The sequence below is a fragment of the Oceanisphaera sp. W20_SRM_FM3 genome, from assembly GCF_052119705.1.
Taxonomy (GTDB): domain Bacteria; phylum Pseudomonadota; class Gammaproteobacteria; order Enterobacterales; family Aeromonadaceae; genus Oceanimonas.
This window is the reverse complement of record NZ_JBGQOP010000004.1, coordinates 71,115-84,114: the sequence shown is the minus strand read 5'-3', so window position 1 is coordinate 84,114 and position 13,000 is coordinate 71,115. Positions and strand designations below refer to the sequence as shown.

The window sequence follows — 13,000 nt, the reverse complement described above, 5'->3', positions numbered from 1 at the left end:
GAGATTTAACCATAGCATAGGAAATTTAGAACAAAAACCGTGGGCAAAAAACAATAAATGCGCGCGAACAACCTAATCGTCGACGCTTGATAATACGCGGTTGAGCATTCTTCAACCAGGTCTGCCATTCGTTTTTCTGTTGCCCAAATCCTAAGCGAGAGGAGGTGAAGTCTAGGCTAAGAAGGCGTCTGATTTTCGTCTTCTGCAGTCACCACATTAACGGTGTACGTTGTGCATTGTGCATTAGTGCCGAAGGCGGCAGCACTTGGGCTGCTAACGCCCTGTGTGTATGAGTGAGCGCATAAACTGGCTAAAAAGAGGTTCCACAATATGCATGGAGGAATTCAGCCTGTGGTCGCCGGGAATTAAATGCAGGCTGCAATTCTGGTCTTGGGCAAAACGGATAGCCTGTGCGGCAGGAATAATCTCATCTGCCCAGCCATGCACCACGGCTATGGGGGTATTGTGAATGGTATATTCCTGCACTTGGTAGCCAGGCATGTATAAGGCGGGCGCGAGTATAAATATTCCCGCTATCTCCAGAGGTTCACTCGTTGCTTTTGCTTGCGCAATCTTTTGTTCCGCAAGCAGCTGGCCTGCAACAAGTGCCGCATAGCCGCCCATGCTGGAGCCGACTAATAGCACCTTGCCGTGCTCATTTTTTAAGATGTCTATTAATAGTGCCGCCCGTTGATCGGGATCGTCTATGCCGCGATAATCAATACTTTCCACAGCACAGCCTTGTGCCTTGGCAAGTGCGGCTAGCCGGGTTATTTTGCTGCCCCAAGGGCCACTCTCTTTGCCGTGCGAAAAATAGACTTTCATCTTGCCTGCCTTTTATTTATCGAGTCTAGGGTTCAAACCGCACCGCTTCTTTATGCAAATTGCGTACTACTACCGTGCCTGCCAGTTTATCGTGCCAACCTTGTTTGCGCTTATCTATGCCCACCCAAATAAAGCCAAGGCCTAATGGGATGGCGGAGAGGATGTACGCAAAATATCGGCCTATGGCTTGTCCTTTACTCATATTATTACCGGTTAGGGCGTCGACAATTTCGAGTTTGGTGGCCATTTTTCCGGGCGTGCCACGGTATTTTATCCAAAGCCAAATAGTACCGCCGATAGGCAAGATATAGCCTAACAGCAGATCCCAAAATCCATGAATGTATTTATCTTCGATAAATAATGCCTCGCCATAGATAAAGCTCAATGGCACCACACTAATAATAAGCAGTATCAGCGTATCAATGAGGGTAGCGCCAAAGCGTATCCAAAATCCGGCGTATTCTTTATGTTCCATTTTCAATTTATTCCTTGTTTATGCGACAGCTTTCTATGGTAGGCGCTAGGGCAAGCTCTAGGTTAGCATAATTGATCTGCAGGCAAAGCCGGCCTCAATGTGAAAGGGCAGTTACATCCAGTTTTTCGCTCAACCTTGTTTGCTCAATCGGGCGTTTCGCTTGGCTGAATATTCTGTCCCTGTGCGTTAAGGAGTAGATAGTTTGATCTAGATCAAGGTTGCCTCTTAAACATTGTTTTGTGAGTATTTTGCTTTGGCTATTAAATATACAATGGTAATTACGTTAATAAATTATTAAAGATTTTTAATAATGGTAGGCGTTCGCTTCACTCGGTACTTTTCTACAAGGTAAGCCGGTATGTCACAAACTTCCGTTAATCTTTCAAGGCGACAACTCTTTACACGTCGAGAAATCCCAGACTGGCCGGCGCTGCCTTGGCTAAAAGAAGCGCAATTTACCGATTTATGTACCCAGTGCGGTGAATGCGTCAAGCATTGCCCGACCCAGATTATTCGCCCAGCAGATGGCGGCTTTCCTAGGGTGGATTTTCAACAGGGCGAATGCACCTTTTGTTACCAGTGTGCCGAGGTTTGCCCTGAGCCGCTATTCCTGCCTAAAACCGAACCCGCTTGGCAAGCGAAGGCTGTGATTGATGCGACGTGCTTGGCCGAGCAAAACGTGGATTGTCGCAGTTGCGGAGACAGTTGTGAGCCGTTCGCCATTCGTTTTAAGTTGGCGGTAGGCCGAGTGGCCGAGCCGCAAATAGACATTAGTAGTTGCACTGGCTGCGGCGCTTGCGTGTCTATTTGCCCCACCTCTGCCATCACCATTAACAAGCGTCATTTAGGGAGCGAGCATGTCACTGCATGAAGTTCATATCTCAAGTTTAATTGTGCACGCCGAGCCCGAACATTTGGCGGTTATTAAACGCCAGATTGAGTCTTTTCCGGGGGCAGAAATTTACGGTGAAAGTGCCGCCGGCAAGTTAATCGTGGTAATAGAAACCCAAAATCAGGGCTATATCACAGACACTATCGATGCCATTAATCAGCTCGAATACGTATTAAATACCGCGTTAGTGTTTCATCAAATTGAGACAGATCTCGATGAACTGGATACTGAAATTACGCTGCACGATACAGCCGCAGCGAGTAAGTAAGCCGGCTAAGTAACCCAAGAATAACTCTGAATTTGAAGCTTGAAGGGTGATGCATATGAAAATGACAAGACGCGAGTTTGTAAAAGCAAACGCCGCCGCTTCTGCTGCGGCTGTGGCCGGGATCAGTTTGCCAATATCAGCGACTAATTTAATCGTTAGTTCAGATGAAACCGCCATTAAGTGGGACAAGGCTCCTTGTCGCTTTTGTGGCACCGGCTGCTCGGTATTAGTGGGTACTCAAAAAGGCCGCGTGGTCGCCACGCAAGGCGATCCAGAGGCGCCGGTAAACAAAGGCTTAAACTGCATTAAAGGCTATTTTCTTTCGAAAATAATGTATGGCAAAGACCGCTTAACCACGCCTTTGCTGCGCATGAAAAATGGCCAGTACCATAAAGACGGCGACTTTGCCCCCGTGTCTTGGGATCAGGCCTTTGATGTGATGGCCGAGAAATTTAAAAAAGCCCTCAAAGAAAAAGGCCCCACCAGTGTGGGTATGTTTGGCTCTGGCCAGTGGACTGTGATGGAAGGCTACGCCGCCTCTAAATTAATGAAGGCGGGCTTTCGCTCCAATAATATTGATCCCAACGCACGCCACTGCATGGCCTCCGCCGTGGTGGGCTTTATGCGCACCTTCGGCATAGATGAGCCCATGGGTTGCTATGACGATTTTGAACACGCCGACGCCTTCGTGCTGTGGGGCTCGAATATGGCCGAAATGCACCCAGTTCTCTGGACGCGCATTACCGACCGCCGCTTGAGTTTCGATCATGTAAAAGTGAACGTGCTTTCTACCTATTACCATCGCAGCTTTGAGCTGGCCGATCGGGGTATGATTTTTCACCCGCAGTCAGATTTAGCGATTGCCAACTTTATTGCCAATTACATCATCGAAAACGAGGCAGTGAATTGGGACTTCGTCACTAAGCACACGCATTTTAAGCAAGCTACCACTGACATTGGCTACGGCCTGCGTGATGACGATCCGCTGCAAGTGAGCGCTAAAAATCCTAACTCTGGCGATATGTCAGACATCACCTTTGAAGAATATAAAGCCTCAGTCGCGCCTTACACGCTAGAAAAAGCGGCTGAGATGTCCGGCGTACTGCCTGAAGATTTGATCGCCTTGGCCAAGCAATATGCGGATCCCAACACTAAGGTGATGTCGCTGTGGACCATGGGCATGAACCAACATACCCGAGGCGTGTGGATGCAAAGCTTGGTGTATAACCTGCATCTACTAACCGGCAAAATCTCTGAGCCCGGTAACAGCCCGTTTTCACTGACCGGCCAGCCTTCTGCCTGCGGCACGGCCCGAGAAGTGGGTACTTTTTCCCACCGTTTGCCCGCCGATTTGCTGGTGGCCAATCCTGAGCACCGCAAGATTGCCGAGCGTATTTGGCAACTGCCGGCCGGTACCATTCCCGCCAAGCCGGGCTTTCATGCGGTTGAGCAAGACCGCATGCTTAACGACGGCAAGCTGAATGCCTACTGGGTGATGTGTAATAACAACATGCAAGCGGGCCCCAATATTAATAACGAGCGCCTGCCCGGTTATCGTAATCCAGACAACTTTATCGTTTGCTCCGACCCGTATCCCACCGTGACCGCACAAGCATCAGATCTGATTTTACCCACCGCCATGTGGGTCGAAAAAGAGGGCGCGTACGGCAATGCCGAGCGCCGCACCCAAGTTTGGTATCAGCAGGTGTCGCCGGTAGAAGGGGCTAAGTCTGATTTGTGGCAGATCATGGAATTTGCCAAGCGCTTTAACATTGAAGAAGTGTGGGATGAAGAGTTGCTTGCTCAAGTACCCGAGCTGCGTGGCAAAACCATGTATGAGGTGTTATTTGCCAACGGCAAAGTGGATAAATTCCCGTTGTCTGAAGCACAGGAGCTCAATGATGATGCCCAAGCGTTTGGCAACTATGTACAAAAAGGCTTGTTTGAAGAATACGCCGAATTTGGCCGCGGTCATGGTCACGATTTAGCGCCTTATGATGTGTATCACCAAGTGCGCGGTTTACGTTGGCCTGTGGTGGATGGCAAAGAAACCTTATGGCGCTTTAATCCCGAATATGACCCTTACGCCAAGCGTGAAGGCAGAGATTTTTATGGCCATGCGGATGGCAAGGCGCTGATTATTTCGGCCCCCTATGAAGCACCACCCGAAGTGCCGGGTGAGGAATACGATCTTTGGCTGTGCACCGGGCGCGTACTCGAGCACTGGCACACCGGCACCATGACCCGCCGTGTGCCTGAGCTGTATAAAGCGGTGCCCGATGCGCACTGCTTTATTCACCCAGATGATGCCGAATCCCGTGATTTGCGCCGTGGTGATGAAGTGTTAATTCAGTCGCCGCGTGGTGAAGTGCGCGCTCGGGTAGAAACCCGCGGCCGTAACCGACCGCCAAAAGGTTTGGTGTTTGTGCCTTTCTTTGATGCGCGCATCTTAGTCAATAAGCTGATTTTGGATGCCACAGATCCGCTTTCTAAGCAGACCGACTACAAAAAATGCCCGGTCAAGATCACCAAAGTGGCCAGTATATAAGGGCCCAGTGAACTTACTCGGCTCAGTGGATTTAATGGATAGTGAGCGTAACGGTCAGCCAGCCTTAATAAGTGACAGGCTGGCCGACACAGAACGGGAGCAGATGATGAAAAAAAGATTCATGGCATGGGCAGTCGCCAGTTTACTGCTGTTTGGCACGCTACCACTGGGTGTAATCCCAACAGTGCAAGCAGAAGAAACCCCTAATATGCCAAGCTACAGTAATCCAGGTGGCGTGGGTGGGGTGGCCTCATTACGGGGGGTAACCGAGATAGAAACCACGCGTGCGTCCGACGCCTTTAAGCGCTATCCCAAAGATCACTACGTAGAGGCGAGCTATGTGTATCAACCGCCCTTGGTGCCACACACCATTCGCAACTATGAAGTGTCGTTAAACGTTAACAAGTGTTTGTCGTGCCACAGCTGGAAAAACGCCAAAGACATGGGCGCCACCAAAATCAGCGTCACCCATTACGTGAATCGCCAAGAGCAGGTGTTGTCGGACGTATCGCCGCGCCGTTACTTTTGTTTGCAGTGCCACGTGCCGCAAGCGGACGCCAAACCTTTAGTTGAAAACACCTTTTTGAGTGTGGATTCATTACAAAAATAAATGCACGACAGGGTGAGCATAATGAAACTATTAAGAAACTTTTGGCGGCGTTTATCCACGCCCAGCAAGGCCGCCGCCGGCACTGTATTGCTGATGGGTTTTATTGGCGGCTTACTGTTTTGGGGTGCCTTTAACACCGGCATGGAAGCCACCAATACCGAAGCCTTTTGCTCTAGCTGCCACGAGCCCATCGTTAAAGAGATACGGGAAACTATTCACTACGCTAACCGCTCCGGCGTGCGAGCTATTTGCTCGGACTGCCACGTGCCCCATGACTGGACCGATAAAATTGTGCGCAAGGTACAGGCCTCCAAAGAGTTAGCCTTTCACTTTTTGGGCACCATAGACACGGATGAAAAGTTTAAGGCTCGCCGCGGTCACTTGGCCCATCGTGAGTGGCAACGGATGAAAGAAAACAATTCACAAGAATGCCGTAACTGTCACCAGTTCGACTACATGGACTTTTCCGAGCAAGGCCCGCGCGCGGTACGCCAGCATTCCACCGCACTGGCCGCAGGCGATAAAACCTGTGTCGATTGCCACAAAGGCATAGCCCACAAACTGCCAGACATGAGAGACGTAGTTGGTTGGCAATAGGCACCTGAACGGGATTAAGAGGAGAAACAAATGAGCACATTAGAATATGTGATCTGGCATATCTTGGGTTACGCCACCATACCTGTCATTATCTTAGGCGGCTTTATCGCCGTGGCTGCGGTGTGCATTAGCGTCTTAGCCATCACCAAAGACAAGCAGCTTAAGTAATATTCTACATCTGCATTTCCACTAGGCGGCGGCTTTAAGCCAATAAACCACAAAAAATGGGCAGGGTGACCTTACTGTCTTTTGTGGTTTTTGCAGGCATGGTTAAGCGCCGTGGTCATCATTAACAACAGGCAAGCCCCCACTAATAGCAAAATGAGTTTTCTTTTTTATCCTCACACCACAATCAACTACCCTTGCTGCCTTATTAGCGCTGTATAGTGGAACGTGCTGGGTGCCCAAATGAGGCGCAGCAAACCGTGCAACTTGAGCCGTATGGCATGTTTTGCAGGTAGACCTTTAATGAAGATGGATAACACATAAATGAGCTTTGTTGTAACGCTGCACTTTTTGTTGGTGCTGACCTTTACCGGGCGCATCTTACTGCGTGATGATCTATCGCCTCCTGGCCGTTTGGCCTGGTTTATCGTGCTCAACGTGTTGCCTTATTTTGGTATTGCCGTTTATTTTTTGTTCGGTGAGATTGATATTGGTAAACGCGCCGTTAAACGCCACGATCAAATTTTTGATGAAATACGCAATAACGCCGCAGACTTTATGGGCGACAAGGCCAATGTTGACCACTTGATTGATGCGATTTATCGCCCGGCATTTCGTTATGCGGCCTCCATCAACGGCTTTCATACCGTAGACGGCAATAGCGCCGAATTGCTGGCCGATGGCGATGCCACGCGTGCGCGATTAGTGGCAGACATAGACGCAGCCACCTGCCACGTGCATGTGCTGTATTACATCTGGCTGGAAGACGACACAGGCGAAGACCTAGCCCGCGCCTTGATCCGTGCCGCTCAACGAGGCGTTACCTGCCGTGCCATGGCCGACGGGCTGGGTTCACGGTCTTTAATTAAATCTGCACTCTGGCAAGAGATGCAAGCGGCCGGTGTTGAACTGGCGGTGGCGCTGTCGTTTAAAAATCTACTGAAGACTATTTTGCTCAGCCGTTTTGACCTGCGTAACCACCGTAAAATCACCGTTATCGATGCTCGCATCACCTATTGTGGTAGCCAAAACTCGGCGGATGCCGAGTTTTTACCGAAAGCGAAATACGCACCTTGGGTGGATATTATGCTGCGCTTTGCAGGGCCTGTGGTGGCACAAAACCAACTGCTGTTTGCCAGCGACTGGATGCAAGCCACCGGCCAGTCGTTGGACAGATTTAAGCTCACACTTGAGCCGCAAACCGAGCTTATCGACAAAGGGTTTCCGGCGCAGGTGATGGGCGTTGGTCCCACCGAGCGGCGCGGCGCCACGCCGCAATTATTCGCCAATCTTATTGCCAGTGCCGAAACCGAGCTGATTATTTCTACGCCTTATTTTGTGCCCAACACCGCCTTGTTAGAAGCCTTGTGTGCCGCCGCCCATCGTGGCGTGGCGGTCACCCTTATTTACCCTAAGGTGAACGACAGCTGGATTGTGTCTGCGGCCAGTCGCAGCTATTACCATCAATTGCTGGATGCCGGCTGCGTTATCCATGAATTTAAAGGTGGCCTGTTGCACGCCAAAACCCTGACCATGGATGGCCGCGTAAGCTTAATTGGCTCGTCAAATTTGGACTTACGAAGCTTTGACTTGAACTATGAAAACAACATTTTGCTGCAAGACGTGGCCACCACTCAGGCGATCCGCGAGCGTCAGCTTAGCTACCTTGCCAGCTCCGAAATCGTTGAACTGGCGAGCGTGTTAGCTTGGCCCTATCACACCCGCATTTGGAACAATGTGATCGCCACCATAGGGCCTGTGCTTTAAAACGGGCCCTGCGGGCTGCTATACGCCTTACGCGGTAAGTGAAAGTCCAACGTGGTCTTTTTACGTACCGCGTGCGGCTTAAAGCGTACCGCTGCCTCAGGATTAGTGATCTCGGCGCACTTAATCTGGCTTTAAGCTTGCTAAGCTTGTTGCAGCTAAATGTTTCCCTAGTGCGAGGATGCAATTATGACCACTCATGTTGATATTAAACACCATGGTGCCGTGCTCGGTGTCACCGGCTCTTGCCATGAAGTACGAGTAGGGGACTCGGGCATACTGATCGATTGCGGCTTGTTTCAAGGCACGGATTTTCGCGAAGACTTAGACATAGACTTTGAAATTGAGCACATTCGCGCACTGGTGGTCACTCACGTGCACGCGGATCACATAGGGCGTATTCCTTATTTACTGATGGCCGGTTTTAAAGGCCCGATTTTTTGTACCGAACCCTCGGCCGTGCTGCTGCCCGCCATGTTAGAAGACGCACTCAAGTTTGGCTCACAGCACACCAAGCAGGCGAGCAAGCAAGTATTAAAGCAAATTGAGCGCCAACTTCGGCCGCTGCCTGTTGATAAGTGGCAATCGCTGCTTGGCACCGACATTAAATTTAGATTTCAGTTGGCGGGGCATATTTTAGGGGCCGCCTATGTGGAATGTGAGGCGGCAGGGCAGAAGATTATTTTTAGCGGTGACCTAGGCGCGCCAAACTCGCCATTAATAGTTGAAGTCACGCCGCCCACACAGTGCGATCTGTTGGTGCTAGAAAGCACCTATGGCGACAGGAATCATGAAAGTCGTATCGATCGGCGTTTGCGGTTAAAGTCCGCCGTTGAGCAGTCTTTTGTCGACGGTGGTCTGGTCTTAATACCCGCCTTTAGTTTGGGCCGTACTCAAGACTTACTGTATGAGCTAGAAAGTATTATTCATGACTTTGGCCAAGACTTGGCGGCGCCTAACGTGCCGTGGAATAAGTTGGAAGTGATCGTCGACTCGCCGTTGGCGGAGAAAATTACCGAGCTGTACCGCAATTTAAAACCCTACTGGAATCAAGAAGCCCGCGACTTGCTCAAACAAGGTCGACATCCCTTATCCTTTGATCAGTTAACCATGATCGACAGCCACGAAGATCACTTGATCTGCCTCGACAGCCTGCTTACCTCAGGCAAGCCCGCGGTCGTTATCGCCGGCTCCGGCATGTGCGCCGGTGGGCGCGTAGTCAATTACTTAAAAGAATTATTACCCGATCCCCATTCCCACATTATCTTCGTCGGTTTTCAGGCCGAAGATACGCCCGGGCGGGTGATCGTGGAAAGTGGGCCACGTTTTGGTGAAGACGAGCAAGATGAACAGGATGAGTACGCTTGGGTCGAATTAGACGGCGAGCGTTATGAAATTAACGCCCAAATCCACAAGTTAACCGGCTACTCAGCCCATGGCGACCAAACTGACTTGATCAACTTTGCCATGGCGCTCGACTCACGACTTAAAGAGATCCGCCTAGTGCACGGCGAAACCGACGCCAAGCTGGCCTTGCAAGCCAAGCTGCAAGCGCTGCTGCCCGGTGTAGAGGTAGTAATACCGTTAACGGAAGACGCTGGATAAAGTCGCGGCACAAGTTAATAAAATAGCGATTAAAAAACCCCTTTCGCGCAGGCGCAGGAGGGGTTTTTCGTGTTAGCGCTATCTTAATGCCGGGCCCATAATCTACAGCTTTGAGTTGCGACTGCTCTAAGTGCTTGGGTGCTCGCTACTCACCATCTTATAAAATGCAAGGCGCAGCCTTGTCCGTTTTCTGCTCTGGCATAGCCCCATTGGCAGCTACTTCTGCGGGTGAAAATGACGGTGAGCTATGATTATCGAGACGATCCAACAGGGCTGCATTGGCACAATTGCCCATTACATTGAGTGCGGTACGCAAACCATCGGTGAAGCGATCCACACCCGCAACCACGGCCACGCCTTCAAGCGGCAAGCCGGCGGCACCCAGTACTGTGGTCATGGCCACCAGTCCGGCTCCCGGCACGCCTGCGGTAGAAAAGCTGACTAATAAACCTGTGGTAAATACGGTGATCACCAGCGAGGTGCTAATGTCGACGTTGAACAATTGAGCGACAAACAGCGCATTAAAGCCTTGCAGTACGGCGGCACCATCACGCTTGAGGGCAGTACCAAACGGCAGGGCAAAATTGGCTAGCGATTCATTCATGCCGTAGCTGCGCGCATTGCCCAGCGCCAGTGGCAGAGTGGCGCCTGAGCTGGCGGTGCCTAAGGCAAAGCCTAAGCTCTGGCCAAAGTTTTTAACAAAACTTAACGGGCGAGCACCGGTAACCGCCAGCAACGCGAGATAAAATAACGCCATTAAGCCGAGCGCCAGTGTGAGGCCGATAACATACATGCCAAGACGCAGCAGTAAATCTAGCCCTTGAGTCGCAATCACTGAAGTGATTAAGGCAAACACGCCAAGCGGTGCTAATTTGAGCACTAACTCCAGCACCTTGAGTGTGACCTTATAGCCACTTTCAATAATGCGGCGCAGCGGATCACTCTCATCTGGCAAGGCGCGCATGGCAGTGCCAATCAAGGCTGCAGCAAGAATAACCTGCAACAGGCTGCCACCGCCCAGTGCGCTAAAGGGGTTGTCGGGCACCAGCCCTACCAGCCATTGGCTTAGGCTATCTGCATTACGGCCGGTCGTAGTTTGGCTAACCAAACCTGCGGCACCGCTACCCGGACTTAACCAATGAGCCACCAGCATGCCCAGCGCCAGTGCGATAGCACTGGTCAATACATAACCAACCAGCAAGCGACCGGCACGGCGGCCTACCTCGGGCCCGCCTTCACGGCTGGTCAGGCTCAAAATCAAGGCACTGAACACCATAGGCACCACCACAAACTGCAGCAGTCGCAGAAAAATGCTACCCAGCGGGGTAAGTACATTGGCATCCAGCCAAGCAATAGAGCCTGCAGGCAGCGAGCCCGTGCCAGTATTTAGGGCGAGACCGATAACTATGCCTAGCACAAGGGCAAGTAGGATCTGACGAGTGGCGGACATTTAGACTCCAGATAAGGGTGAGGGCAGTAGCCGAACCAAGAAAAAGGCGGTGTAAGCCAACGATTATTCTTTTATAAAATAGCTATAGCAATGATTTTTCTAATAACTTTATAGAATAAGGTAAGCCATCTGGAACATACGAAATGTTTGGTGAGGGGCAGTTTGAGGAAAGGTATTTAGTGACGCATATTTAGCCCGCCATGCTAAAGCGCGATAACTGGCAGCAAGATAAGCTGGCTGTCTTGTGAGTGTTGGTTTTACTCACAGCCCAGCCAGTGGCAACTTGTACTTTTATTTATATTGGGAGTGGCGTTGCGTGGCGATTTATCAGCCTTACCCAAGGCGTGTACAGCTTGAAACCTCTGCTCTATTGATTCGCTACTGAGTGGGCATAAGCGTAATTTCGCGTATATCGCACCTTGGATTGGCAGAAATGGCATACATAACCGCATCAGCGACATCGTTTGGGTCTAACTTATCCGGTTTGGCTTCATCAAAAAACGGGGTGTTGACCATGCCCGGGCAGATAGTCGTGCAACGGCCATTCCACTGTGCCATTTCCGCCGCTAGATTTTGGCCAAATCCATAAGCAAACCATTTTGAGGCCCCATATACGGAGCCTTTCAGGGTTTTCTTGCCGGCAATAGAGCTGGTAATAATAAAGTGGCCTTGTGTGGCTTTTAACGAGGGCAAACTGGCTTTAGCAGTAAACAATAACGCATTGATATTTACATCCAGCATGGTTTTCCATTCATCTGGCTCACCCAGTTCTATGCCCGGCGTGTTAACACCCGTGCCCGCATTAGCGAACACCACATCGATTCTGCCAAATTTTTCTTTCGCCTTTTCAACCACATGCTGAATTTGATCCAATTTTGATATGTCTGCCGTTACCGCCAACACCTTATCTTCACCCCAACGCTTAACGATTGCCTTGAGCTTATCGGTACTTCTCGCCGTAATAACGGCCTTGTGCCCAGCTGCTATCACCTTATCTACGGTAGCCGCCCCTATGCCGCTAGAGGCACCGGTGATCAGTATAATTTTTTCATTGTTCATGGTGTTTATCCTTTAGTTAAGGTTTTTTTGCTCGTGAACGTGAACGTGAGCGCGATAAGCCTCTCATTCTTCTCTCACTACAAGGTAGTAGAGTGACCTAATATAAACAGGTGGGCTTTTCCTGCTTCATGATCCAATGCTCAAACCACAAACCACAAACCACAAACCACAAACCACAAACCACAAACCGGAGTAATGATGAAAACTCAAATTATGTTAGCGCTGACCACTGCCGCTTTTACACTCACGGCTTATGCCGCTCAAGATCCCGTACCTGAGATTATTTTTGTACCCGATAACGCCCAAGTGGTGGAAGCCGAAAACAAATGGTTTGGCGGCTTTGAACTTGACGCCAACCTATCTGGCAGCACGCTGCTTGGTATCAGCGAACAGGCGAAAGCCTTTTACACTGACCAAGGCTTTGCACTGAGTCAAGAGCAAGCCGATGACGACGACATCGAGCTGCTGTTCGTTAAGGGGACAGAGAGTGTTGAAGTCGATATCGAGTTAGAAGATAACGGCGTTATCGAATACAGCGTCGATTACGAAACCAAGTAACATTTCATCACTAATGTAGATTTTGTGGCCAGTCTGCCACTTAGAGACGCAAGGCTTCTTGGCCACGGAATCCACGGAAGAACACGGAAAAATAGTGATAACAGCGAAAAGGGCCTAGCGGTTAACACCTTATAAATAGAATGGTTTTGTCATTTTGGCCTTTGCTCTCTCCGAGTGTTCCGCG

Annotated in this window: 13 protein-coding genes; 9 read left to right on the top strand and 4 right to left on the bottom strand. The window is 50.3% G+C overall.

What is annotated here, in order from left to right; genetic code table 11:
• Positions 1 to 273: 273 nt before the first annotated feature.
• The gene (locus tag ACEN2G_RS03665; protein ID WP_442020110.1) at positions 274 to 825 is read right to left on the bottom strand and encodes an alpha/beta hydrolase; all 552 of its coding nucleotides are present in this window, start codon (positions 823 to 825) and stop codon (positions 274 to 276) included.
• A gap of 25 nt (positions 826 to 850) precedes the next feature.
• The gene (locus tag ACEN2G_RS03660; protein ID WP_442020109.1) at positions 851 to 1,300 is read right to left on the bottom strand and encodes an RDD family protein; all 450 of its coding nucleotides are present in this window, start codon (positions 1,298 to 1,300) and stop codon (positions 851 to 853) included.
• 358 nt (positions 1,301 to 1,658) lie between these two features.
• Between ACEN2G_RS03660 and napF the strand changes: the two genes are divergently transcribed.
• The 8 genes from napF (at position 1,659) to ACEN2G_RS03620 (ending at position 9,749) form a co-directional block, all read left to right on the top strand.
• Entirely contained in the window at positions 1,659 to 2,171 is a 513-nt protein-coding gene (gene napF / locus ACEN2G_RS03655) for a ferredoxin-type protein NapF (RefSeq protein ID WP_442020108.1), read from the top strand.
• Entirely contained in the window at positions 2,158 to 2,460 is a 303-nt protein-coding gene (locus ACEN2G_RS03650) for a chaperone NapD (protein ID WP_442020107.1), read from the top strand. Before napF ends, ACEN2G_RS03650 begins: the two co-directional genes overlap by 14 nt.
• A gap of 55 nt (positions 2,461 to 2,515) precedes the next feature.
• The gene (napA, locus tag ACEN2G_RS03645) at positions 2,516 to 5,008 is read left to right on the top strand and encodes a periplasmic nitrate reductase subunit alpha (protein WP_442020106.1); all 2,493 of its coding nucleotides are present in this window, start codon (positions 2,516 to 2,518) and stop codon (positions 5,006 to 5,008) included.
• 208 nt (positions 5,009 to 5,216) lie between these two features.
• Entirely contained in the window at positions 5,217 to 5,618 is a 402-nt protein-coding gene (locus ACEN2G_RS03640; protein WP_442020188.1) for a nitrate reductase cytochrome c-type subunit, read from the top strand.
• Positions 5,619 to 5,639: 21 nt separating this feature from the next.
• Positions 5,640 to 6,215: a NapC/NirT family cytochrome c gene (locus tag ACEN2G_RS03635; RefSeq protein ID WP_442020105.1), complete on the top strand. Its 576-nt coding sequence runs from the start codon at positions 5,640 to 5,642 to the stop codon at positions 6,213 to 6,215.
• Positions 6,216 to 6,245: 30 nt separating this feature from the next.
• Positions 6,246 to 6,383: a TIGR02808 family protein gene (locus tag ACEN2G_RS03630; RefSeq protein WP_442020104.1), complete on the top strand. Its 138-nt coding sequence runs from the start codon at positions 6,246 to 6,248 to the stop codon at positions 6,381 to 6,383.
• Between the two features lie 321 nt (positions 6,384 to 6,704).
• Positions 6,705 to 8,147, top strand: a complete 1,443-nt coding sequence (gene cls, locus ACEN2G_RS03625; protein ID WP_442020103.1) for a cardiolipin synthase — start codon at positions 6,705 to 6,707, stop codon at positions 8,145 to 8,147.
• A 186-nt stretch (positions 8,148 to 8,333) separates the two neighbouring features.
• Positions 8,334 to 9,749, top strand: a complete 1,416-nt coding sequence (locus ACEN2G_RS03620; RefSeq protein WP_442020102.1) for an MBL fold metallo-hydrolase — start codon at positions 8,334 to 8,336, stop codon at positions 9,747 to 9,749.
• A 157-nt stretch (positions 9,750 to 9,906) separates the two neighbouring features.
• On the opposite strand, the gene ACEN2G_RS03615 is transcribed toward ACEN2G_RS03620, so the two are convergent.
• Positions 9,907 to 11,199 carry a dicarboxylate/amino acid:cation symporter gene (locus ACEN2G_RS03615; RefSeq protein WP_442020101.1) on the bottom strand — a complete coding sequence of 431 codons (1,293 nt, stop codon included), beginning with the start codon at positions 11,197 to 11,199 and terminating at the stop codon, positions 9,907 to 9,909.
• 378 nt (positions 11,200 to 11,577) lie between these two features.
• Complete coding sequence (locus ACEN2G_RS03610) at positions 11,578 to 12,258, bottom strand: SDR family oxidoreductase (RefSeq protein WP_442020100.1); 681 nt, start codon at positions 12,256 to 12,258, stop codon at positions 11,578 to 11,580.
• A 198-nt stretch (positions 12,259 to 12,456) separates the two neighbouring features.
• Here ACEN2G_RS03610 and ACEN2G_RS03605 point away from each other — a divergent pair, with 198 nt between their 5' ends.
• Positions 12,457 to 12,816 carry a hypothetical protein gene (locus ACEN2G_RS03605; protein ID WP_442020099.1) on the top strand — a complete coding sequence of 120 codons (360 nt, stop codon included), beginning with the start codon at positions 12,457 to 12,459 and terminating at the stop codon, positions 12,814 to 12,816.
• The last annotated feature ends 184 nt before the right edge of the window (positions 12,817 to 13,000 follow it).

Excerpts from the sequence above, each read along its gene's own strand:
- napA (WP_442020106.1), top strand. The coding sequence starts at position 2,516 with ATGAAAATGACAAGACGCGAGTTTGTAAAAGCAAACGCCGCCGCTTCT.
- ACEN2G_RS03630 (WP_442020104.1), top strand. The coding sequence starts at position 6,246 with ATGAGCACATTAGAATATGTGATCTGGCATATCTTGGGTTACGCCACC.
- ACEN2G_RS03640 (WP_442020188.1), top strand. The coding sequence starts at position 5,217 with ATGCCAAGCTACAGTAATCCAGGTGGCGTGGGTGGGGTGGCCTCATTA.
- ACEN2G_RS03610 (WP_442020100.1), bottom strand. The coding sequence starts at position 12,258 with ATGAACAATGAAAAAATTATACTGATCACCGGTGCCTCTAGCGGCATA.
- ACEN2G_RS03665 (WP_442020110.1), bottom strand. The coding sequence starts at position 825 with ATGAAAGTCTATTTTTCGCACGGCAAAGAGAGTGGCCCTTGGGGCAGC.
- cls (WP_442020103.1), top strand. The coding sequence starts at position 6,705 with ATGAGCTTTGTTGTAACGCTGCACTTTTTGTTGGTGCTGACCTTTACC.
- ACEN2G_RS03660 (WP_442020109.1), bottom strand. The coding sequence starts at position 1,300 with ATGGAACATAAAGAATACGCCGGATTTTGGATACGCTTTGGCGCTACC.
- ACEN2G_RS03605 (WP_442020099.1), top strand. The coding sequence starts at position 12,457 with ATGAAAACTCAAATTATGTTAGCGCTGACCACTGCCGCTTTTACACTC.
- ACEN2G_RS03650 (WP_442020107.1), top strand. The coding sequence starts at position 2,158 with ATGTCACTGCATGAAGTTCATATCTCAAGTTTAATTGTGCACGCCGAG.
- ACEN2G_RS03615 (WP_442020101.1), bottom strand. The coding sequence starts at position 11,199 with ATGTCCGCCACTCGTCAGATCCTACTTGCCCTTGTGCTAGGCATAGTT.
- ACEN2G_RS03620 (WP_442020102.1), top strand. The coding sequence starts at position 8,334 with ATGACCACTCATGTTGATATTAAACACCATGGTGCCGTGCTCGGTGTC.
- napF (WP_442020108.1), top strand. The coding sequence starts at position 1,659 with ATGTCACAAACTTCCGTTAATCTTTCAAGGCGACAACTCTTTACACGT.
- ACEN2G_RS03635 (WP_442020105.1), top strand. The coding sequence starts at position 5,640 with ATGAAACTATTAAGAAACTTTTGGCGGCGTTTATCCACGCCCAGCAAG.